The organism is Agromyces soli, from assembly GCF_022811605.1.
Taxonomy (GTDB): Bacteria; Actinomycetota; Actinomycetes; order Actinomycetales; family Microbacteriaceae; genus Agromyces; species Agromyces soli.
On record NZ_CP094533.1, the window covers coordinates 2,474,561 to 2,495,139 of the forward strand.

A 20,579-nucleotide genomic window follows, 5' to 3' on the forward strand; every position below is an offset into this window, starting at 1 on the left:
GGGGTGCCGACGATCAGTGCGGAAGGAGGGACTCGAACCCTCACGCCCGAAGGCACAGGAACCTAAATCCTGCGTGTCTACCGATTTCACCACTCCCGCGAGTGCCCGACCAGTCTAGGTGCGCTGGGGTGCCGGAACGACGGCCGGGGTGTGGATAGATTCCGACCCGCCAGCGCGGGGGTCTGGAGGATGGCTGGCATGCCAGATGCCGTCCGCACCGTCTCCCGCCTCGTCAGAGAGCGCGCGATCCGCGAGGGCGTCGATCTGTCCGCAGACCCCGTCGCGGCCGACCGCGTCGCTCGCGAGGAGGTGCGCCGCTACGGCGAACGCACGCTCTCGGGCGGCGGCGAGCCGCTCGGCGACGAGCACGCGGCGACGGCCGGCGTCCTCGCCGAACTCACGGGCTACGGAGCCCTGCAGCCGTACTTCGACGACCCCGAGGTCGAGGAGATCTGGATCAACGGTCCGGAGCGGGTCTTCGTGGCGCGCAACGGCGTCGCCGAGCTGACGCCCGTCACGCTCGATCAACGCCAGGTGCGCGACCTCGTCGAACGCATGCTCCGGCCGTCCGGCCGGCGCCTCGACCTCTCGCAGCCGTTCGTCGACGCCGCACTGCCCGACGGCTCCCGTCTGCACGTCGCCATCCCCGAGGTGACCCGTGCCTGGTCGGTCAACGTGCGAAAGTTCCGCCGCGGCCTGCACTCCCTGTCGGCGCTGGTCGGGCTCGAGACGCTCAGTCGTGAGGCCGCCGAGTTCCTGCGAATGGCGGTGCTGGCCGGCACCAACGTGCTCGTATCGGGCGCGACGCACACGGGCAAGACGACCCTGCTGAACGCGCTCGCGGCGTGTCTGAGAACCGGCGAACGGGTGGTCACCGTCGAGGAGACGTTCGAGCTCGACATCCAGGCCCGCGATCTGGTCGCGATGCAGTGCCGTCCGCCGAACCTCGAGGGCGCCGGTGAGATCACGCTTCGCCGGCTGGTCAAGGAGTCGCTGCGCATGCGGCCCGACCGCTTGGTCGTCGGAGAGGTGCGCGACGCCGAAAGCCTCGACCTGCTCATCGCGCTGAACTCCGGCATCGCCGGCATGTGCACGATCCACGCGAACTCGGCTCGGGACGCACTCGTGAAGCTCTGCACGCTCCCGCTGCTCGCCGGCCGCAACATCGACGCCGGGTTCGTGGTGCCCACCGTCGCCGCGTGCGTCGACCTCGTCGTCCAGCTCGGTATCGATCGGCACGGACGACGGCGAGTCCTCGAGATCCTCGCGATCACCGGTTCCTACGACGAAGCCGCGGTCGCGACGGTGCCGATCTTCCACCGCGTCGACGGCGAGCTCCGGGCGAGCGGCGAGGGGATGCCTCGGCTGCACAAGTTCGCCGCCGCCGGCTTCGACCCCACGATCGTGCTCGGCGGCGGTGCATGAGCTTTCCGCCATACGACGTCCTGCCGATGAGCGCGGTGCTCGGGCTCGTGTTCGCCGCCGGGGTGCTCCTGATCCTCGCTCCGTGGATCTGGCCGAGACCCGCGGCGTCTTCGCGGACGGGCACCCCCATCGCCCTGCTCGTGCGCATCCGCGACGAGCTCGTGCTCGCCGGGCTCGGACGGGTGCCCCTCGTCGTCGCACTCGCAGCCAGCGCGTGCACCGCTCTGCTGTGCGGGGCGGTTGTGCTCGGGGTGTTCGGGGTGCCGGCGCTCGCCGTGGCGGCCGCTGGGCTCGGCCTCCTGCTTCTCCCCATGACCGTCCGCCGGCGGGCCAACGTCAAGCGGGCCGAGTACCGGACGGTCTGGCCGGATGTGGCGGATCACCTGCTCGCCTCGGTTCGGGCAGGCAGACCGCTCCCGGAGTCGCTCGCCGAGCTCGCGCGTCGCGGGCCGTCGAGCCTGCGTGGGGCGTTCGACTCGTTCGCCGCGGGGTACGCGCGCACGGGAGATTTCGCCGGCGAACTCGAGGTGCTGAAGCACCGGCTCGCCGACCCGACCGCCGACCGACTGCTCGAGGCGGTCAGGATGGCGCGCGAGGTCGGCGGCACCGAGCTGCCGCAGGTGTTGCGCACGCTGTCGAGCGCCCTCCGCGAAGAGGGAGCGGTCCGCGCAGAGGTGCACGCCCGTCAGTCGTGGCTCCGCAACGCGGCGCGGCTGGGCGCTGCGGCGCCGTGGCTGCTGCTGGCGGTGCTCGCGACCCGGCCCGAAGCGATCCGTGCCTACGATTCGCCGGCCGGTGCACTCGTCATCGCTTGCGGCGTCGTGGTCACCGTGCTCGCGTATCGCCTGATGCTTGCCATCGGCCGCCTCAGGCCGGAGCGGCGGTGGTTCCGATGACGCCGTACGCCTTCGCCCTCGGGGTGGTGCTGGGTGTGGGGGTGTGGCTCCTCGTCGCCAGCACGCCGCGATTCGGGCGGCGACCGCTCGTCGAACGCGTCGCGCCGTTCGTGGCCGACCTTTCGGCCGAGGCACGTGCCATCGTCGACCGGCACGCGAGCGACCCGGCGATGGCGTTCGTCGCGATGCTCGAGCCATCCGGTTCGTTGCTGCGCCGGATCCCCACCATGCTCGTGGGCAATCGGACCGTCGCGCTCCGGTTGCGGCAGGCGGGGTGGCGCCGTGGGGTCGATCGGTTCCGCCTCGAACAGGTGAGCGTCGCGGCGGTGTCAGCTGTCCTGACGGCTGCGGTACTCATGCTCACCTCGTTCGGCAGCGCGACGCCGACGCTCGTCGTGGTGGCGCCAGTTGTCGGCGGGATCGCCGTGTGGTCGCTGTTCGAACTCGTGCTGCAGGCCGCCGCACGACGACGACTCGGCCGCATCGACGACGAACTGCCCACCGTGCTCGAGTTCCTCACGCTCAGTCTGACAGCGGGTGAATCCCTCCTCGATGCCGTACGTCGGATCGCTCGATCCTCAGGAGGGGAGCTGAGCGGTGAACTCGCGCGGGCGGTCGCGGATGCGGGTGCTGGCGCGCCGCTTACCGAAGCCCTCGCTGCCATGCGGGATCGCCTTGCGCACCCACCGCTGACGCAGTCGCTCGACCAGGTGATCGGCGCGGTCGACCGCGGGGCGCCGCTCGCTTCGGTGCTGCGCGCACAAGCCGCCGATGCGCGCGAGGCGGCGAAGCGCCGGCTCATCGAGTCCGCCGGGCGCAAAGAGATTGCGATGCTCGTGCCGCTCGTGTTCCTGATCTTGCCGGTGACCGTGGTGTTCGGGCTGTTCCCGGGCTACCTGGTGCTGCAGGCGGGCTTCTAAGCGGTGGAGCGGCGGCGGATGCGTGCCGACTCAACACGACCGAACAAAAGAGACGAGAAAGGACCACGATGGGGATGAACTGGATGCCGCGGCTCCTGAGCCGCGCTGCGCAAGAACGCGGCGACGTGCCGGGCTGGGTGCTCATCACGCTGATGACCGCCGGTCTGGTGGCCGTGATCTGGGCGCTCGCCGGGCCGGCGCTCGGCGGCATGTTCGAGCAGGCGATCGAGCGGGTGAGCGGGCTCTGAAGGTTCGAGTCGGGCAGGCCCGCATTGTGGCGATCCTCCGTCGAAGGTTCGCGCTCGCCGAGGACCGGGGCTCGGCCGTCGCCGAGTTCGCACTGGTCGCCATGCTGCTCACGGTGCTCGCGCTCGCCGTCGTCCAGCTCGCTCTCGCGCTGCACGTACGGAACACCGTGCTCGACGCCGCATCCGAGGGGGCCAGATTCGCGGCACTCGCGGGCGCGGCGCCGCACGCGGGAGCGATTCGTGCGCGCGAACTCATCACCACCGCGGTCGGGGCGTCGTACTCCACCGAGATCGAGCAGGAACCGGTCGAGCGCGACGGCGTCGAGCTGGTTCGGGTCACGGTGCGGGCGGCGCTACCGGTGGTCGGCCTGCTCGGGCCCCCGGCGACGCTGGAGGTGTCGGGCCATGCCGCGGTCGAGACGATCGGGTGAGCGGCCGGACCGCGCGGTGTGCCGGCGCGCGACGGGGAGCGAACGGGGCTCGGCGTCGCTCGAGTTCCTCGGAGCCGCCCTGTTGGTCATGCTGCCGATCGTGTACCTGGTGCTCGCACTCGGCGACCTCCAGGCGGCGGCGTTCGCCGCCGAGGGGGCATCACGGCACGGCGCTCGTGTGGCGGTGCGCGAGGGCGAGGCATCCGACGTCCGCCGCTCGGCCACCGCGGCCGTGGGCCTCGTGCTCGACGACTTCGGCCGTTCGGCCGATGAACGGCGAGTCATCGTCGACTGCGGTGGCGTCCGCTGCGACATGCCCGGCGCGCGAGTGCGCGTGACGGTCCAACTCGACGTACAGCTCCCCTTCGCACCACCGGTGCTCGGGCTCGACCGGGTGCTCGTCGTGCCCGTCGAAGCCAGCGCCCTGCAGAAGGTCTCGCGGTGGTCGGCGGCGGGGGAGGGGTGATGCGCGTGATGAGCCCGGCGCGGCGATGGTGGCGGATCGCTCGCGTCAGGGCACTGGAAGGGGCCCCGCGCGCGCGGTCGCGCTACGCCGAGGAGCGTGGCTCGACCTTGCCGCTCGTGTTCGGCTTCGCGCTGCTCGCACTCGCCGTCGTACTCGTCGTCGTCTCGGCGAGTTCGCTCTACCTCGAGCGGAAACGCCTCCTCGACCTCGCGGACGGTGCCGCGCTCAACGCGGCCGACGCCTGGGCCATCAGCGATGCCGTCGCGGATGCCGGCGGGGTGCGCGTCGAGGCCGAGCACCGAGCGATGCGCGAGGCGGCCGAGGAGTACCTCGCGCAGATCGGGCCGACGGATGTCGCGCTCGTCGCGGTGGAGTCGCGCGACGGCACGAGCGCGACCGTTCGGCTCCGGGGCGTCTGGCGGGCGCCGGTGAGCAGCGGACTCCTCCCGATCGAGGTCGAGGTCGAGGTCGAATCGACCGCGCGCTCCGTCTTCCATGTGCCGACCGAGCCGGGCTGACGACCGAGCGGTGCGGGAGCTGACGACCGGATCGCGGGGCGAGACGAGCTCAGGCCACGAGCGGAGACGGCAGCTTCGAGGAGCGGTACCCATCGCCAGCACGGGTCGGCTGCCACCGCCGCCAGTGCTTCGCCGAGAGCCGGAACGGCAGGTGATCCTGCACGTGCCGCGCCGCCGGAGCGAGCCGCTCGTCGGCAGGCAGATTGAGCCACAGCGAGAGGGCGGACCCCGCCGTCCCATAGCTCGCGCGCACCCCCGAAACGCCGAGCAGTCGGCCGTAGCCGTCGACGGCGAAGCCGCCGAAGGCCTCCGGCGCGAGTTCCGCGAAGGGTTCGCCCCGGTCAGGATCGATCAGCCGCACCGGCAGGCTCTGGGAGAGGGTTGCGAGCGACGCCCCGTATTTCGTGGCGGCGCCCGCCTCAGCGGCGAGGAACTCGAACACCTGGGCCACGGAGTCGGCCCGGACGTTCCAGTCGCGGCGGACCCGTTGCGTGCGGCGCGGACCGCCGAGCACCTCGGCGGCGAAGGCCGCCGATCGTTCCGTCGCCGCGAGGTCGCCGTCGGCCGAGATGGAGAACGTCCACTCCGCGGGTTCGGCCGGCACCGTGCACGCCGCGAGGAAGCGCTGCACGCGCTCATGAGCGTCGGCCGGGCGCTTCGACCGCAGGGAATGCGCGCCGCCCGCAGCGGCGGGCAGCCCGTCGTACGTCACGACCTCGGGCATCGTCGCCTTCGTGTCGTCGCTCATCGCCTCATCCCCGGGGACTGCTCGAAGCGGCCCGCTGCTCGCCGCTCCGCGACGAGCTCGGCGAGCGCGGTGAAGGGGAGGGGGCCGTCGAGGACGACGAGCTCGACCCCGTCGGGCACGGCGAGTTCCGAGGCATCCGCCCCGCCGAAGACGGCGACGAGCCGCAGCGACGGGAAGGCGAGCTCCTCCGCCGTCGCGCCGACTCCGGCGGGCAGCGCGAGCACCTGCGCCGGGCCGCCGCGGAACGCCCCGGTCACCGAGGTGGCCGCGAGCGTCGCCGCGAGTCCGCCGTTCAGCGAGACGAAGGGGAGCAGCTCCGCGTAGCCGGAGAGCGTCAGCCCCTCCGCGGCGAGCGCCTGATGCAGTGCGAGCATCGGCAATGCGATCACGACCGTCGGCCCGCCGGACGCGGTCACGAGCGTGGGCGGCGCGGCCGGGCCATCCGCCGTGATCCCGTTCCCGAGCTCCTCGGCGGCGATCGACCAGAACGTCTCCGCATCCGCGAGCTCCGGGGCCACGACGCGCACCGCCGCGAGCAGGCCGGCTTCGAGCACCCGCAGCTCGTGCTCGTCGGCCCCGGCGCTGCGGGCGAGTGCGTCCGCGTAAGCGGCACCGAGCTCGGCGAGCGAGGCCGGCGACGGCGCGATCGGCTGCGCCACCCCGTCGGCGAGCTCGATGCCGAAGACCCGGCCGCTCTCGCGGTCGATCCGCAGCTCGGAGATCCCGGCGTCGCGCGCCACGAGCGCCTGGCGTTCGCCGTCGAACGGAGGCTCCAGCCACTGGCCGGGATACGGCACGGCGCGGGCGGATGCGGTCAGGGACGCGACGATCTCGGCATCGGTGAGCACCACTGCAGGCTAGCCGAGCCCAGCCGGATGAACCGAGCCGGATGAACCGAGCGGAGATGCTTGACTGGTGCCCATGACGATCGAGATCCCCGAGCACCTCCTCCGAATCCTCACCGCGCCGGTCTACGGCCACCTCGCCACCGTGCGGCCGAACGGCGAGGTGCAGCTGAACCCCATGTGGTTCGAGTTCGACGCCGAAGCGCAGGTGATCCGCTTCACGCACACGACGAAGCGCGCGAAGTTCCGCAACCTGCAGGACAACCCGGTCATGACGCTCGAGGCGCTCGACGCCGACTCGCCGTTCAAATACGTCGAGGTGCGCGGCCGCCTCGTCGAGACGGTCGCCGACCCGAGCGGCGAGTTCTACGCCCATCTCGGCCGCCGCTACGGCGACGCCGACGCGCAGCCGCCGGCCGACAAGGCCGACCGGGTCATCCTGGTGATGTCGGTCGAGAAGGTCTCCGGGCAGTAACCGCGCGCAGGTGCCGACGAGGCATCCGCACGCCGGGGGAGCGGCGGCTCAGCCCGCTCCCTCGGCCTGGTCCGCGGCGCCGTCGTCGCCGCGGCGACGCCCCCGGCGGCCTGGGACGTAGCGCGGGATCCAGCGCAGCAGCATGCCCGCTCCCACGAAGCCGAGCACGCCGATCGCCGCGCTCGCTGCGGCGAGCGAGACGAGCGAGGTCACCGCGGACACGACGAGCGGCGCTGCGGCCTGGCCGGCGTCGCCGATGGTGCGGTACGCGCCGAGGAAGGCCGCCGGATGCCGCTTGGGCGCGAGATCCGCGCCGACCGTGAGGATGACGCCGCTGGACACGCCGTTCGCGACGCCGAAGAGCACGGCGACCGCGATGAACCACGTCTCGTTGCCCGGCACGTCGTGAGTGAAGGCCAGGATCAGGTGGCCGGTCGAGAGGCCGACGAGGCCGGGAATGGCGCCCCACAGCCGGCCGAAGCGGTCCATCACCTGGCCGCTCACGTAGAAGAGGCAGAAGTCGATCGTCGCGGAGACGCCGATGACGAGCGCGGCCGCCTCGGGCGGCATGCCGATCGACACCGCCCACAACGGCAGGATGATCGTGCGACTCGCGCGGACCGCAGCGAGCAGGCCGATGCCGGAGCCCACCCTGGCGAGCACGCCGCGGTGCTCGACGATCGCCCGGAACACCCCCTGCGGCGCCTCGGCGCCCGCGTCGGTCGCGGCCCCGCGGCCGACCCCGAACACCCGTTCGGGATCCGGGAGCAGCACGAGCACGACGACGACCGCGAGGCAGGCCGCGACGAGTACCCAGAACACCGGTTCGGAGGTCCCCGTCCATGCGATGATCGCGGCGGCGACGAAGGGGCCGACCGCCCACCCCGCGCGGAAGACGCCGGCGAGGGTCGAGAGCGCTCGCGCCCGAATCCGCGCCGGCACGTAGCTCGTGAGGAAGGCGTGCCGGGCGAGTCCGAATACCGCGGTGGCAAGGCCGAGCAGCAGGACCCCGATCGCGAGCGCGGTCACGCTCGGCAGTGCGAGCGCCACCACGACCCCGATCACCGCGAGCATGGCGGCGCCGATCATCGCGTTCCGCTCGCCGATGCGGGCGACGAGCCAGCCGGCGGGGAGGTCGCCGAGCAGCTCGCCGATCATGAGCATCGCGGCGACGAGGCCGGCGATCGCGATCGAGGCGCCGCGCTCGGTCGCGACGACCGGGATCACGGGAATGATCGCGCCCTCGCCGAGCGAGAAGAGCAGCGTCGGCAGGTAGGCCGGGAGGACGATCGAGCCCCACGAGAACTGGGGCTGGGAGGCGGTCATCGCTTCCGACGCTACACCCGGCGGCGGGGCCGGCCGTGCGCCCCGAGGCTCGGGAGGATCCGGCTCAGAGCTCGTGGCGACGGAAGTCGGCCGCCGTCTCGGCCGGGCCGCTCGCGAGGAAGATGCGCGAGGTGTCGCCCGGGTTCGCCGGGTCGTAGAGCACGGTCACGGGCGCGCCGACGGGCGGCACCTCGGCGGTGCGGTACTTCACCGTGCGCCGCACCCAGCGGTCGGTTCCGCTCAGGTCGGTGAACTTCACGGTCAGGGTGAACAGGACCGAGCTCGCCTCGCCCGATGGCAGGGTGCTCTCGGTGACGACCCCGGGCGCGCGCCGACCGGTGACGAGCATCCGCTCGATGAGTGCGGTGCGGCCGGCACTGCGACGTCGCCCGGCCACTCCGGCGAAGAACGCGGCGACCGCGAGCACGCCGACGAGGGCGGGCAGCCACCACTGCGCGGCGTAGAAGATCCAGGCGCCGACGCCCCACGCCTCGTCCTCGCCGAAGGTGGGATCGATCTGCATGCCGGGCTGATCGGGCGCGGTCCATGCGGAGCACCCGAGCCAGAGTCCGATCGCGAGGCCGGCCAGCACGAGGGTCAGCGGTCCGACCCCGACGAAGCGCGAGGTGTCGCCCGTGAAACGGTGGTTCCACTTCGCATAGAACGCCCATGCGGCGATGGTCGTGAGGATGCCGATCGGGAGGCCGAACGCCGTGTTCGGCATCTGCGACTCCCAGGTGGAGAACACGCTGTTCAGCTCCATGAGCCGGAAGGTGTCGAGGATGCCGGCGAAGCTGTAGCCGATGACGGCGGAGGTCGCGACGAGGATCAGGGCGAAGGCGGCCGCGGCGAGGGCGGCGCCGGTGCTGCCCTGCTGTCGTTCGAGGCGTTCGCGGCGGGCGGCGGCGGGATCGATCGTGCTCACCGCGTCAGCCTAGCGACCCTCGCACGGGGGAGGCGGTGGTTCGTGCACGACGGCCGGCCCGGCCACGACTAGGCTGGGGGACGCCATGTTCGAACTTGACCTGTCGACCGAGATCTCCGCGCTCCGCGCGACCTTCCGTGAAATCCGCGCCGTCGTCGACACCGACGCGCTCGAGGCGGACATCGCCCGCCTCTCGGAGGAGGCCGGCGCGCCCGACCTCTGGGACGATCCCGCGAACGCGCAGAAGGTCACGAGCGCGCTGAGTCACCGCCAGGCCGAGCTCAAGCGCATCACGGGTATCGAGTCGCGCATCGACGACCTCGAGGTGCTCGTCGAGCTGGCGAACGAGGCCGGCGACGAGGACAGCGCCGCCGAGGCGCGCGCCGAGGTCGTCGCGCTGCAGAAGACCATCGGCGACCTCGAGGTGCAGACGCTCCTCGACGGCGAGTACGACGACCGCGGCGCGGTCGTCACGATCCGCTCCGGTGCGGGCGGCGACGACGCCACCGACTTCGCCGAGATGCTCATGCGCATGTACCTGCGCTGGGCCGAGCGCCACGACTACCCCGTGAAGGTGCTCGACATCTCCTACGCCGAGGGCGCCGGCATCAAGTCCGCCACCTTCGAGATCGACGCGCCGTACCTCTACGGCACCCTCTCGGTCGAGGCGGGCACGCACCGGCTCGCGCGCATCAGCCCCTTCGGCGGTGCCGACAAGCGGCAGACGAGCTTCGCCGCGGTCGAGGTCATCCCGATCATGGAGGAGGCGAAGGAGGTCGAGGTGCCCGAGAACGACATCCGCGTCGACGTCTTCCGCTCCTCGGGCCCCGGCGGGCAGTCGGTCAACACGACCGACTCGGCCGTGCGCATCACGCACATCCCGACCGGCATCGTCGTGTCGATGCAGAACGAGAAGTCGCAGATCCAGAACCGCGCCGCGGCCATGCGCGTGCTCCAGACCCGACTGCTCCTCGCCAAGCGCGAGGAGGAGGCGGCGCAGAAGAAGGAGCTCGCCGGCACGATCACCGCGAGCTGGGGCGACCAGATGCGCTCCTACTTCCTCTACGGCCAGCAGCTCGTGAAGGACCTGCGCACCGGCTACGAGGTCGGCAACCCGGCGGTCGTCTTCGACGGCGATCTCGACGGGCTCATCGCGGCGGGCATCCGCTGGCGCAAGCAGAAGCCGACCGACTGATCAGGTGCGCGCGGCGCGTCAGTCGCGCGACCACTCGGCGCGCAGTCCGCTGAGCAGCGCCCGCACGCCGAGCGCGAAGCTCCGGTCGGTCGGGCGGATGCCTCCGGCGGATGCTCGCGCCGTGCGCGCCGCCTCGGCGGCGGCGAACACCGGCGAGCCCGCGCCCGCGTCGCCCGGCGCCATGATGTCGTCGGGCGCGGCGGCGTCGAGCGCCGAGCCGATGATGAGCGCCTCGAACGTGACGAGCGCGTCGACGGCCGCATCCTGCGGGCAGCCTTCCGCGATGAACCGTCGCACGATGGTGTCGTAGTTCTGCACCGAGCGCTCCTGGCCGTCGATCGGCGTCGTCGCGAGCAGTTCGATGCCGGCCGGGTGCGCGGCGGTGACGTCGCGGTAGGAGCGGGCCCACCTGACGACGGCCGTGTCGAGGGGCACCGTCTCGTCGGCGAATCCGCTCACGTCGAGCTGCTCGGCGAGGGCCCCGCGCATGGCGCGGACGACGTCGGCCTTGCCGCCGAAGTAGTGGTAGAGCGCGGGCGGCCGTACCTCGAGCGAGCGGGCGAGCGCGGTCATCGTGAAGCCGTCCGGGCCGGCCGTGCGCGCGAGTTCGAAGGCCGCGTCGACGATCTGCTCGGCGCTCAGAACCCGGGTCCGCGGACGGCCCGCTCGTCGGGCGCTCGTTTCAGGCAAGAGTCCTCCGGTTTTGCAGTGGCACTTCAGTGAGAGTAGCGTGTGCGCTACAAATTTAAGCACCTTAAATAAAGCGGTCGCAGTCGACCGCTCGGAAGGCGGCGACATGCGCTGGAGCTTCGCGGACACCGTGCTCGTGGGCGGGCGGATCATCACGATGGACCCCATGCGTCCGATGGCCCAGGCGATCGCGATCCGCGACGGCCGCATCGTGGCCGTCGGGGACGAGTCCGTGGTGCGGGACTTCCGGGGCGCGGAGACCGAGGTCGTCGACCTCCGCGGCGGCGTCGTCACGCCGGGCCTCATCGACGCGCACATGCACCCCATCCAGGGCTTCGAGCTCGCGGTCGGCCTCGACTTCGGCGGCGTCCGCGACCCGGAGGTCTTCCTCGCCATGCTCCGCGCCGAGGCGCGCCGCGTCGCCGACGGCACCGCGGCCGGCGGCTGGGTGCGCGGCTGGAACATCGACTACGACGTGTTCAGCCGACTGCCGATGACCGCCACCGCCATCGACGATGCCGTCGAGGGCGCACCGGCGTTCCTGATGTTCTTCGACGGGCACACCGCGCTCGCCTCGAGCGAGGCGCTGCGACGGGCCGGCATCACCGGGGCTCGGAGCTTCGGCGATACCTCGGAGATCGTGGTGGATGACCAGGGCCGACCGACGGGCGCGCTGCGCGAGGACTCCGCCTTCGACCTCGTGCTCCGCACCGCGCCGGAGCACAGCGCCGCCGAGATGCGCGAGCTCGTGAGGGGCCTGCTCGGCGGCCTCGCCGAGAGCGGCATCACCGGGGCCTGCATCATGGACGGCAACCCGGGCACTCTCGACCTGCTCGAAGACCTCGACGGCACCGGGGTCGGGCTGCCGCTGCGGCTCGTCTCCGCGATGGCGCACAACCCGGGCTACGACGAGGAGCGCACCCAGCACTACCTCGCCCAGCGCGACCGGCACGGCCGGCGCTGGCGCGGCGGGCTCGTGAAGCTCTTCAACGACGGCGTCATCGACACGGGCACCGGCTGGCTCTACGAGCCGGACACGCACGGCGAGGGACTCAGCTCCTTCTGGGCGGACGGCGCCGAGTTCGAGCGCGTCGTGCAGCGCTACAGCGAGGCCGGCTTCCAGATCGCCACCCACGCGATCGGCGACCGCGCCATCGGCACCACGATCGACGCGTACCTGAAGGCCGGCGTCCAGTCCGGCCGCGGCGCCCCGCACCGGATCGAGCACCTCGAGCTGCTCGCCGACCGCGACCTCGCGAGGCTCGGCCAGACCGGCATCACCGCCTCGGTGCAGCCGCTGCACATGCAGTGGCGAAAGGCCGACGGCTCCGACTTCTGGGCCGAGCGGCTCGGCCCGGAGCGCGCCGCGCTCGGGTGGCGCGTGCGCGACATGATCGACGCCGGGGCGATGGTCGCCCTCGGCTCCGACTGGCCCGTCGCGCAGACCGATGCGCGCATCGGCCTCGCCTGGGCGCGCCTCCGGCGCGAGCCCGGCACCCCCGACGCCCCGGTGTTCGAGCCCGACCAGCGGCTCAGCCCGTACCAGGCCCTACAGGGCTACACGGTCTGGGCGGCTCTCGCCCAGGGCGACCGCGACCTCGGCGTCATCGCGCCGGGCTACCGCGCCGACCTCGTCGTCTGGGAGGACAGCCCGCTCGACGTCGACGCCGACGAACTCCTCGACCTGCCCGTCCGGACCACGATGGTCGACGGGCACCCCGTGTACGCGGCATCCGCCGCCTGACCCCCACCGAATCAGAGGCCCCCATGCAAGACGTCGGCGCGCTCGCGCTCCTCCCCGTCGTCACCATCCTCGTCATCGCCGTCGCCACCCGGCGCACGCTCTTCGCGATGCTCTGCGGCACCCTCGTCGGCGCCGTGCTCCTCGGCGGCTGGGAGTTCTTCGACTCCTGGATCGGCTACTTCGGCACCGCCATGGCGGACGAGACGCTGCAGTGGCTGATGCTCGTCGTCGTGCTCTTCGGCATCCTGATCACGCTCTTCGAGCGCTCCGGCGCCGTCAGCGAGTTCGCCGCCTGGGCGGAGCGCTTCGTGAACTCCCGCCGCAAGTCGCTCGTGCTGAGCTTCCTGCTGGCCGTCGTGCTCTTCGTCGACGACTACCTGAGCGTGCTCACCGTCGGCACCTCGATGAAGGGCATCACCGACCGCTACCGGGTGCCCCGCACCCAGCTCGGCACCATCATGAAGCTCACGGCGGCGCCCGTCGCGGTGATCGTGCCGTTCTCGACCTGGGCGCTGTTCTTCGCCGGCCTCCTCGAGGCGCAGGGCGTGACGGCGAACGGCTCCGGGTTCGGCGCCTACCTGCAGGCCATCCCGTTCATCTTCTTCGGCTGGATCGCCCTCGCCATCGCCGCGCTCGTCGCGCTCGGCTGGTTCCCGAAGCTCGGCGTGCTGAAGAAGGACGTCGCGCGGGCGGAGGCCACCGGCGACGTGTTCCCGCTCGGCACCACCGACGAGGAGCGCGCCGCCGAGGGCGCCGCCCCCGTCGGCATCGAGGTCGGCGAGTTCGCCGCGCAGGGCGACGCGGGGGAGCGGGCCGCGGTCGCGGCACCCGTCGCCGTCGCGACCCGGGCTCCCGGCATCGCGAAGCCGCGTCCCTGGAACTTCGTCGTCCCGATCGCGGTCATGATCGCCGTCACGATCCTCACCGAGGTGGACGTGCTGAAGGGCACCGTCGCCGCGCTCCTGGTGGCGATCATCATGTACACGGCCCAGCGCCGCCTCGGCATCCGCAAGGTCTTCGACGCGGCCTTCGACGGCGTCGGCAGCATGCTCTTCGTCATCGTGCTCACGGCGCTCGCGTTCATGGTGCAGCACATGAACATCGACCTGAAGCTCGCCGACTTCGTGATCGACTCCACCGAGCCGTACATGTCCGGCGCGCTGCTGCCGGCGGTCGTGTTCCTCGTCTGCGGCGTCTACGCCTACGCGACCGGCTCGTTCTGGGACCTCGCCGCCGTGATCACGCCCATCGTCATCCCGCTCGCCTTCGCGATGGACGTGAACCCGATCATCGCGGGCGCCGCCGTATTCTCGGGCGCCGCGCTCGGCTCCACGACGTGCCTCTACGGCGACGGCATCATCCTGGCCTCGCGCTCCACGGGCATCAAGCCGCTCAACCTGATGACGGCGATCCTGCCGTACGCGGGGATCGCCGCGGTGCTCTCGCTCGCGCTGTACCTCGTGGTCGGCTTCGCCGGAATCTGAGGCCCGACGCGGCCGATCGTCCCGAGTGCGGGTGGCTCGCTGGTGAAATCCAGTGTCGCTGCCCGCATTCGGCGCTCCGCTGCTTAGGCTCGAACACGATGATCCGCTTCGATTCCGTCACCAAGACCTATTCGGGCCAGGCGAGGCCCGCCCTGAACGACGTCGGGGTCGAGATCCTGCGCGGCGAGTTCGTCTTCCTCGTCGGTGCCTCCGGCTCCGGCAAGTCGAGCTTCCTGCGGCTGATCCTCAAGGAGGAGAAGCCCAGCAAAGGCGAGATCCACGTCCTCGGGCAGCATCTCGGCTCGATCTCGAGCCGCAAGGTGCCCTACTTCCGTCGCAACCTCGGCGTCGTCTTCCAGGACTTCCGGCTGCTGCCGAACAAGTCCGTCTACGACAACGTCGCGTTCACGCTGCGCGTGATCGGCAAGTCCCGCGGCTACATCCAGTCCGCCGTGCCCGAGACGCTGAAGCTCGTGGGCCTCGACGGCAAGGAGAAGCGGATGCCGCACGAGCTCTCCGGTGGTGAGCAGCAGCGCGTCGCGATCGCGAGGGCGATCGTGAACAAACCGCAGATCCTGCTCGCCGACGAGCCGACGGGAAACCTCGACCCGGTCACGAGCGCGGGCATCATGACGCTGCTCGAACGCATCAACGCGAGCGGCACGACCGTCGTGATGGCGACGCACGAGGCCGGCATCGTCGACCAGATGCAGCGCCGGGTCATCGAGCTCTCCGCCGGCCAGATCGTGCGTGACGAGCTCGACGCGGGGTACGACGGGCAGACCGTGCGCGAGGTGAACCTGCCGCCGCGCACCGCGCCGGCGGCGGTCGTCGCCACGGTGCTCGAGCCCGAGGGCGAGGCGCGCGCGGCCGAAGCGGCGGCCGACACCGCCCAGCCGGCGCCCCTCGAACTGATCGCCGACACCGGGATCAGCCCCGCCGCTCCGAAGGTGACGGCGGAGATCATGCGCGAGGCGCAGCCGCTCTACATCGAGCCGGAGGAGACGCGCGACGCCGTCACCGAGGAGGCGGCGGCGATCACCGCGGCGGCCACCGGGCAGATCGACGTCGACCCCGAGCGGCTGCGGGCCCAGGCGCCACCGCCGACGGAGGATCCTGACGGCCCGCCGCTCACCCTCGCCGAACGATTGGGCCTTCGCGCGCCCGGCGGCCCGCGCGCCGATGACGACCAGCAGGAAGTGGGGCCGACGAAGTGAGGATCGGACTCGTACTCGGTGAGGCCGCGAACGGACTTCGCCGGAACGCCTCGATGGTGGTCTCGGTGGTGCTCGTCACCTTCGTCTCGCTCACCTTCGTCGGCACGGCCGCGCTGCTGCAGCTGCAGATCGCGCAGATGAAGAACTACTGGTACGACCGCGCCCAGGTCGCCGTGTACCTCTGCACCTCGCTGTCGAGCACCGCTGGCTGCGTCGACGGCGAAGCGACCGAGGAGCAGAAGTCGGCGGTCGAGGCGCAGCTGAACAGCAGCACCCTCGCGCCGTACATCGACAAGTACTACTTCGAGGACCACCAGCAGGCGTACGACAACTTCCAGGAGCAGTTCAAGGGCAGCCCCGCGGCCGACTACGTCACGCCCGAGGTGCTGAACGAGAGCTTCTGGGTGAACCTGAAGAACCCCGACCAGTCCGACGTGCTCGTCGAGGCGCTCGCGGGCATGCCCGGCGTCGAGTCGGTGAGCGATCAGCGGCGCCTGCTCGACCAGATCTTCGACGTGCTGAACGCGGCGAGCTACTCCGCGATCGCGGTCGCCGCGATCATGCTCGTCGCCGCGGCGCTGCTCATCGCCACGACCATCCGGCTGTCCGCCTTCTCGAGACGCAGGGAGCTCGGCATCATGCGGCTCGTCGGCGCCTCGAACCGCTTCATTCAAACCCCGTTCGTGCTCGAGGGCGTCTTCGCGGGCCTGATCGGTTCGCTGTTGGCGGGCGGGGCGGTGGTCGCGATCGTGCAGTTCTTCGTGCAGGGCTATCTCGCGCAGAACCTCGCGTTCACCTTCGTCGATCTCGGCGACGCGCTGCTCGTGGTGCCGTTGCTCATCGTGGTGGGCGTGCTGCTGGCTGCGGTGTCCGCCGGCATCGCGATCACCCGCTACCTCAAGGTCTGATCACCGTGCCGCGCGGGGTGGTCGGCGCCACCCCGCGCGGGCCGGTAGACTGAACGGCTCGCCGCGCGAAGGTCGCGGCATCCGTCATTCGAATCGAGACCGTGAGGAGAGGGCCGTGCCCAGGGAACGCGGACAGAAGGTCGTCGCGACCAACCGCAAGGCGCGGCACGAGTACACCATCGAGGACACCTACGAGGCCGGCATCGTCCTCCAGGGAACCGAGGTGAAGTCGCTCCGCGAGGGGCGCGCCTCCCTCGTCGACGGCTACGCCTTCATCGACGGCGGCGAGATGTGGCTCGACGCGGTGCACATCCCCGAGTACACCGAGGGCACCTGGAACAACCACACGCCGCGCCGCAAGCGCAAGCTGCTGCTGCACAAGCAGGAGATCGTGAAGATCAGCCATCGGGTGAAGGACGGCGGGTACACGCTCATCCCGCTTTCGATCTACTTCAGCGACGGCCGGGCGAAGGTCGAGCTCGCGGTTGCGAAGGGCAAGCGCGAGTACGACAAGCGGCAGGCCCTGCGCGAGCGGCAGGACAAGCGCGAGGCCGATCGGGCAATGTCGAGCCGCCGGCACCTCGGCGAGTAGTGCAGTTCGGCGCACGGCGGGCGGATGCCTCGTGGCGCGCGCTCGGCGTCCGTCCGATGCCCGGCCGATGCCCGGGCGCCTCGGGGTAGGCTCGGCTCGATGGAGACTTCGCTTCGGATCCCCGTTCCCGGCACCTACAACTTCCGCGACGTCGGCGGGCTCGTCGCCCGTGACGGGCTCGTGCGGCCCGGGGTGCTGTTCCGCTCCGACGGCCTGCACGCCCTCGGCGATGCGGGCAAGGCCGAGCTGCGGGAGCTCGGCGTGGGCATCGTCATCGACCTGCGCGACGAGCAGGAGGTGTCGCGCATGCCCGACGACCTCGCCGGGCTCGACGTCGAGGTGCTCCGCCTGCCCGTGTTCGAGGGCTCCGGCGCCTCGCAGGGGATGGCCGGCATCTCCCTCGAAGCGCTGTACGAGCGCATCGTCGTGCAGCACTCCTCGGTCGTCGTCGACGCGGTGCGCGAGATCTCCTCGGCCCGCGAGCGCTCCGTCGTCGTGCACTGCACGGCGGGCAAGGACCGCACGGGCGTCGTGATCGCGCTCACGCTGCTCGCGGTCGGGGTCGACCGGGACCTCGTGATCGCCGACTACGAGCGCACCGAGCAGAACCTCGCCGGCGAGTGGCTCGATCGCATGGTCGGCCTCGCCGGCCAGTACGGCGTGCCCGACACTCCGGCGCTGCGCGTGCTCATGGGCGGCAGCCCGCCCGAGGCGATCGACGGCATGATCGAGCTCGTCGAGCGCGACCACGGCAGCGCCCGCGAGTATCTCCTGTCGTCCGGGCTCGCGCTCGAGGAGCTCGCGCGGCTCGAGCGCCAGCTCGTCGAGCGCGGCTGAGGGCTCAGCCGACCAGCGGGCCGCCGATCGTCCAGTAGCCGAGAAACGCGACGCATCCCTTGTCGAGCCCCGCGGTGGAGGTCAGGTAGCGTCGGATGCGCGTCGTGGCGCCCGCCTCGCCGGCGACCCACGCGTACACCCCGGAGTGGCCGGACGCCGTGGCGGACGCGTGCTCGGCCCACTCGACGACCGCTCGCTCGAGCGCGGCTCCGCGTCGCGCATCCGGGCTGACGAGCTGGACGCGGGCGGTCGACGACGTTGCCGAGAGCAGGTCGTCGGCGACGTCGCCGAGCTCGAGGATGAGGTCCACCGTCACGTCGGCCGGCTGTGCCGCCAGGATGTTGCGCATCGCGGGGAGGGCCGATTCGTCGCCGATGAGCACGAGCCGCTGCGGCGGCGACGGCGGCGTGTAGTGGATGCCGTAGCCGGTGTAGCCCGCGCGGGCGTCGGGCCCCGTGACGACGAGTTCGTCGCCGGGCCGGCAGGCGAGCGCCCAGGCGGACGCCGGGCCCGCCGGCTGATGGATGAAGAGGTCGACGTCGATCTCGCCCTGCTCGGGCCGGACGGCCGCCGGTGTATAGGTGCGCAGCACGTTCCGGCTCTCCTCGGGCAGCGCCTTCCACCGGGCGTACCACTCCTTGGGATGCGGAGTCGGGTCGCCGAGGAGGCCGAAGTCGAGGCGACTGCCGTCGGGCGCGGGGAGGACGAGCTTGATGCGCTGGTCGAGGCCCCACGGGGCGAACTCGCCGAGCGCCGAGCCGGCGAGGGTCACCCGGACGAACCCGGGGCTCAGCCGCTCGGTCCGGTGCACGGTGACGGGGAACGCCCGGTACTCCCAGGGGCCGGCGGCGATGGCGGTCATCGCCCGTCCGCCTCGGCTCGAGCGGCGGGAAGGCCGCTCGGCACCACCAGCGGGCCGCCCGTGACGGGGTCGGCGATGACCACGTTCGGCAGTCCGAAGATCTCCTCCACGCGTTCGCTCGTGACGACTTCGGACGGCGGTCCCTCGGCGACGACGCGACCGTCGTGCATCGCGATGAGGTGGTCGGCGTACCGCGCGGCGTGGTTCAGATCGTGGAGCACCGCGACGACGGTGCGGCCCTGACGGTTGAGCCGCGCGAACAGCTCCATGAGCTCGATCTGGTGGGCGATGTCGAGGAACGTCGTGGGCTCGTCGAGCAGGAGGAGCTCGGTCTCCTGGGCCAGCACCATCGCCACCCAGACGCGCTGCCGCTGCCCCCCGGAAAGCTCGTCCACGCGGCGCGGACCGAGTTCCCGGGTCCCGGTCGCGTCGAGCGCCTCGGCCACGGCCGCCTCGTCGGCGTCGGTCCACTGCCGGAGGAGACGCTGGCGCGGGTACCGCCCCCTGGCGACGAGGTCGACCACGGTGATCCCGTCCGGCGCGGCGGCCGACTGGGGCAGGAGGCCGAGGCGCTTGGCCACGTCCTTCGCCGCCAGCTCGGTGATGGCCTTCCCGTCGAGGACCACTCGTCCCGCGGCCGGTGAAAGCAGTCGGGAGAGGCCGCGGAGCAGGGTCGACTTGCCGCAGGCGTTCGGTCCGATGATGACAGTGAACGACCCGTCGGGGATGGCGGTGCTCAGCCCGGCGATGATGGGGCGCGCGTCGTAGCCGAGGCTGACGTGCTCGGCGCGCAGGCGCGAGGCGGTGGGCAGCGCGCTCGGCGCAGTGGTTCGATCAGGCACGGCGGCGGATCTCCTGGATGAGGACGGCGACGAGGTAGGCCCCTCCCACCGAGACGGTCACCACGCCGACCGGCAACGTCACGGGGAGCAGATGCTGCGCCACGAGGTCGGACGCGAGCAGGAGGAATGCGCCGACGAGCGCCGACAGCGTGAGGGAGAGGGACGGGGCGCCGGCGAGGCGGCGGGCGATCTGCGGGGCGGCGAGGGCGATGAAGGCCACGGGGCCGGCGACCGCCGTGGCGATCGAGACGAGGCCGACCGCGATGAGCAGTGCGCCGGCGCGCGTGCGCGCCGGCCGCGAGCCGCTCGCGCCCGCCACGTCGTCGCCGAGATCGAGCTGCCGGAGACCGGGGGTGAGGAGGCCGAGCAGGAGCACCAGCGGGAGGCTGCACACGACGGCCCCGCCGAGCGCGCCCGCGGTCACTCCGTTCAGGCTTCCGGCGCCCCAGGCGGAGGCGAACATCGCCGTGTCGAGCTCGACCTCGAGCAGCATCCAGGTGTTCGCGGACGCGAGGATCGCGGCGACGCCGATGCCGATCACGATCAGTCGGAAGCTCTGCCCTGCCGCACGGCGCGAGAGGCCCCAGATGAGGCCGGCGGTCGCGAGGCCGCCGACGACGGATCCAGCGGTCATCAGCGGCCAGCTCGCGGAGAAGCAGACCACCGTCAGGAGCATCCCGGTGAACGCGCCGTTCGACAGGCCGAGCACATCCGGACTCGCCAGCGGATTGCGGGTGACGGTCTGGAACAGGGCCCCGGCGATCGCGAACAGGGCGCCGAGCACGCAGGCCGCGAGCGTCCGGGGGAGACGCCACTCGAGGACGACGGTGCGGTCGAGGGTGTCGCGGCCGCCGAAGAGAGCGTCGAGGACCGCGTCCGGCGCGAGCGGGTAGGTGCCGAGGCCGAGGGCGGCGACGGCGAGCAGGGCGATCACCGTGAGGAGTGCGGTGGCCACGGCGAGGCTTCGGGTGCGTACGGCCACGGC

23 protein-coding genes and 1 tRNA gene are annotated in these 20,579 nt (G+C 71.8%); 15 read left to right on the plus strand and 9 right to left on the minus strand.

The genetic code is table 11. The annotated features are described in order from the left end of the window. Positions 1 to 17: 17 nt before the first annotated feature. A tRNA-Leu gene (locus MTP13_RS11865) sits at positions 18 to 99 on the minus strand. Between the two features lie 99 nt (positions 100 to 198). Here MTP13_RS11865 and MTP13_RS11870 point away from each other — a divergent pair. The 7 genes from MTP13_RS11870 (at position 199) to MTP13_RS11900 (ending at position 4,904) form a co-directional block, all read left to right on the plus strand. Continuing rightward, complete coding sequence (locus MTP13_RS11870; RefSeq protein ID WP_243567957.1) at positions 199 to 1,425, plus strand: TadA family conjugal transfer-associated ATPase; 1,227 nt, start codon at positions 199 to 201, stop codon at positions 1,423 to 1,425. Beyond that, the gene (locus MTP13_RS11875; protein WP_243567958.1) at positions 1,422 to 2,321 is read left to right on the plus strand and encodes a type II secretion system F family protein; all 900 of its coding nucleotides are present in this window, start codon (positions 1,422 to 1,424) and stop codon (positions 2,319 to 2,321) included. Before MTP13_RS11870 ends, MTP13_RS11875 begins: the two co-directional genes overlap by 4 nt. Beyond that, on the plus strand, positions 2,318 to 3,241 hold the full coding sequence (locus tag MTP13_RS11880) for a type II secretion system F family protein (protein ID WP_243567959.1): 924 nt from the start codon (positions 2,318 to 2,320) through the stop codon (positions 3,239 to 3,241). Before MTP13_RS11875 ends, MTP13_RS11880 begins: the two co-directional genes overlap by 4 nt. A 74-nt stretch (positions 3,242 to 3,315) precedes the next feature. Beyond that, positions 3,316 to 3,489, plus strand: a complete 174-nt coding sequence (locus MTP13_RS11885) for a hypothetical protein (RefSeq protein WP_243567960.1) — start codon at positions 3,316 to 3,318, stop codon at positions 3,487 to 3,489. Positions 3,490 to 3,515: 26 nt separating this feature from the next. After that, entirely contained in the window at positions 3,516 to 3,920 is a 405-nt protein-coding gene (locus tag MTP13_RS11890) for a TadE family protein (protein ID WP_243567961.1), read from the plus strand. 88 nt (positions 3,921 to 4,008) lie between these two features. After that, positions 4,009 to 4,386, plus strand: a complete 378-nt coding sequence (locus MTP13_RS11895; protein ID WP_243567962.1) for a TadE family protein — start codon at positions 4,009 to 4,011, stop codon at positions 4,384 to 4,386. 116 nt (positions 4,387 to 4,502) lie between these two features. Continuing rightward, positions 4,503 to 4,904 carry a pilus assembly protein TadG-related protein gene (locus tag MTP13_RS11900; protein WP_243570821.1) on the plus strand — a complete coding sequence of 134 codons (402 nt, stop codon included), beginning with the start codon at positions 4,503 to 4,505 and terminating at the stop codon, positions 4,902 to 4,904. A 49-nt stretch (positions 4,905 to 4,953) separates the two neighbouring features. Here the strand turns inward: MTP13_RS11900 and MTP13_RS11905 are convergent, their stop codons facing one another. Together MTP13_RS11905 and MTP13_RS11910 are read right to left on the minus strand one after the other, a co-directional pair. Beyond that, complete coding sequence (locus MTP13_RS11905; RefSeq protein ID WP_243567963.1) at positions 4,954 to 5,652, minus strand: hypothetical protein; 699 nt, start codon at positions 5,650 to 5,652, stop codon at positions 4,954 to 4,956. Beyond that, positions 5,649 to 6,500 carry a hypothetical protein gene (locus MTP13_RS11910; RefSeq protein ID WP_243567964.1) on the minus strand — a complete coding sequence of 284 codons (852 nt, stop codon included), beginning with the start codon at positions 6,498 to 6,500 and terminating at the stop codon, positions 5,649 to 5,651. The genes MTP13_RS11905 and MTP13_RS11910 overlap by 4 nt, the downstream gene beginning before the upstream one ends. Before the next feature lie 73 nt (positions 6,501 to 6,573). Here MTP13_RS11910 and MTP13_RS11915 point away from each other — a divergent pair, with 73 nt between their 5' ends. Further along, a complete protein-coding gene (locus MTP13_RS11915; protein WP_243567965.1) occupies positions 6,574 to 6,972 on the plus strand; it encodes a PPOX class F420-dependent oxidoreductase in 399 nt (132 codons plus the stop codon). A 48-nt stretch (positions 6,973 to 7,020) separates the two neighbouring features. Here MTP13_RS11915 and MTP13_RS11920 read toward each other — a convergent pair whose 3' ends face one another. Both MTP13_RS11920 and MTP13_RS11925 read right to left on the minus strand, forming a co-directional pair. After that, positions 7,021 to 8,298, minus strand: a complete 1,278-nt coding sequence (locus MTP13_RS11920; RefSeq protein WP_243567966.1) for an MFS transporter — start codon at positions 8,296 to 8,298, stop codon at positions 7,021 to 7,023. Positions 8,299 to 8,362: 64 nt separating this feature from the next. Then, positions 8,363 to 9,223 carry a DUF3592 domain-containing protein gene (locus MTP13_RS11925; protein WP_243567967.1) on the minus strand — a complete coding sequence of 287 codons (861 nt, stop codon included), beginning with the start codon at positions 9,221 to 9,223 and terminating at the stop codon, positions 8,363 to 8,365. A gap of 85 nt (positions 9,224 to 9,308) precedes the next feature. Here MTP13_RS11925 and prfB point away from each other — a divergent pair, with 85 nt between their 5' ends. Next, positions 9,309 to 10,418 carry a peptide chain release factor 2 gene (gene prfB / locus MTP13_RS11930; protein ID WP_243567968.1) on the plus strand — a complete coding sequence of 370 codons (1,110 nt, stop codon included), beginning with the start codon at positions 9,309 to 9,311 and terminating at the stop codon, positions 10,416 to 10,418. A gap of 18 nt (positions 10,419 to 10,436) precedes the next feature. Here the strand turns inward: prfB and MTP13_RS11935 are convergent, their stop codons facing one another. Next, on the minus strand, positions 10,437 to 11,108 hold the full coding sequence (locus tag MTP13_RS11935) for a TetR/AcrR family transcriptional regulator (RefSeq protein WP_243567969.1): 672 nt from the start codon (positions 11,106 to 11,108) through the stop codon (positions 10,437 to 10,439). 106 nt (positions 11,109 to 11,214) lie between these two features. Between MTP13_RS11935 and MTP13_RS11940 the strand changes: the two genes are divergently transcribed. The 6 genes from MTP13_RS11940 to MTP13_RS11965 all read left to right on the plus strand — a co-directional run bounded on the left by MTP13_RS11940 (position 11,215) and on the right by MTP13_RS11965 (position 17,890). Further along, a complete protein-coding gene (locus tag MTP13_RS11940; RefSeq protein WP_243567970.1) occupies positions 11,215 to 12,852 on the plus strand; it encodes an amidohydrolase in 1,638 nt (545 codons plus the stop codon). 23 nt (positions 12,853 to 12,875) lie between these two features. Next, the gene (locus tag MTP13_RS11945; protein ID WP_243567971.1) at positions 12,876 to 14,336 is read left to right on the plus strand and encodes a Na+/H+ antiporter NhaC family protein; all 1,461 of its coding nucleotides are present in this window, start codon (positions 12,876 to 12,878) and stop codon (positions 14,334 to 14,336) included. 98 nt (positions 14,337 to 14,434) lie between these two features. Further along, positions 14,435 to 15,553, plus strand: coding sequence for a cell division ATP-binding protein FtsE (gene ftsE / locus MTP13_RS11950; protein ID WP_243567972.1), 1,119 nt, complete (start codon positions 14,435 to 14,437; stop codon positions 15,551 to 15,553). Next, positions 15,550 to 16,461, plus strand: coding sequence for a permease-like cell division protein FtsX (ftsX, locus tag MTP13_RS11955; protein ID WP_189084665.1), 912 nt, complete (start codon positions 15,550 to 15,552; stop codon positions 16,459 to 16,461). Before ftsE ends, ftsX begins: the two co-directional genes overlap by 4 nt. Positions 16,462 to 16,576: 115 nt before the next feature. After that, positions 16,577 to 17,053, plus strand: a complete 477-nt coding sequence (gene smpB, locus MTP13_RS11960; RefSeq protein WP_243567973.1) for an SsrA-binding protein SmpB — start codon at positions 16,577 to 16,579, stop codon at positions 17,051 to 17,053. 99 nt (positions 17,054 to 17,152) lie between these two features. Further along, complete coding sequence (locus MTP13_RS11965; protein ID WP_243567974.1) at positions 17,153 to 17,890, plus strand: tyrosine-protein phosphatase; 738 nt, start codon at positions 17,153 to 17,155, stop codon at positions 17,888 to 17,890. Positions 17,891 to 17,894: 4 nt separating this feature from the next. Here MTP13_RS11965 and MTP13_RS11970 read toward each other — a convergent pair whose 3' ends face one another. The 3 genes from MTP13_RS11970 to MTP13_RS11980 are packed head-to-tail and all read right to left on the minus strand — an operon-like array spanning position 17,895 to position 20,549. Further along, entirely contained in the window at positions 17,895 to 18,752 is an 858-nt protein-coding gene (locus MTP13_RS11970) for a siderophore-interacting protein (RefSeq protein ID WP_243567975.1), read from the minus strand. Next, positions 18,749 to 19,594, minus strand: a complete 846-nt coding sequence (locus MTP13_RS11975; RefSeq protein ID WP_243567976.1) for an ABC transporter ATP-binding protein — start codon at positions 19,592 to 19,594, stop codon at positions 18,749 to 18,751. Before MTP13_RS11975 ends, MTP13_RS11970 begins: the two co-directional genes overlap by 4 nt. After that, complete coding sequence (locus tag MTP13_RS11980; protein WP_243567977.1) at positions 19,587 to 20,549, minus strand: FecCD family ABC transporter permease; 963 nt, start codon at positions 20,547 to 20,549, stop codon at positions 19,587 to 19,589. Before MTP13_RS11980 ends, MTP13_RS11975 begins: the two co-directional genes overlap by 8 nt. Between the last annotated feature and the right edge of the window lie 30 nt (positions 20,550 to 20,579).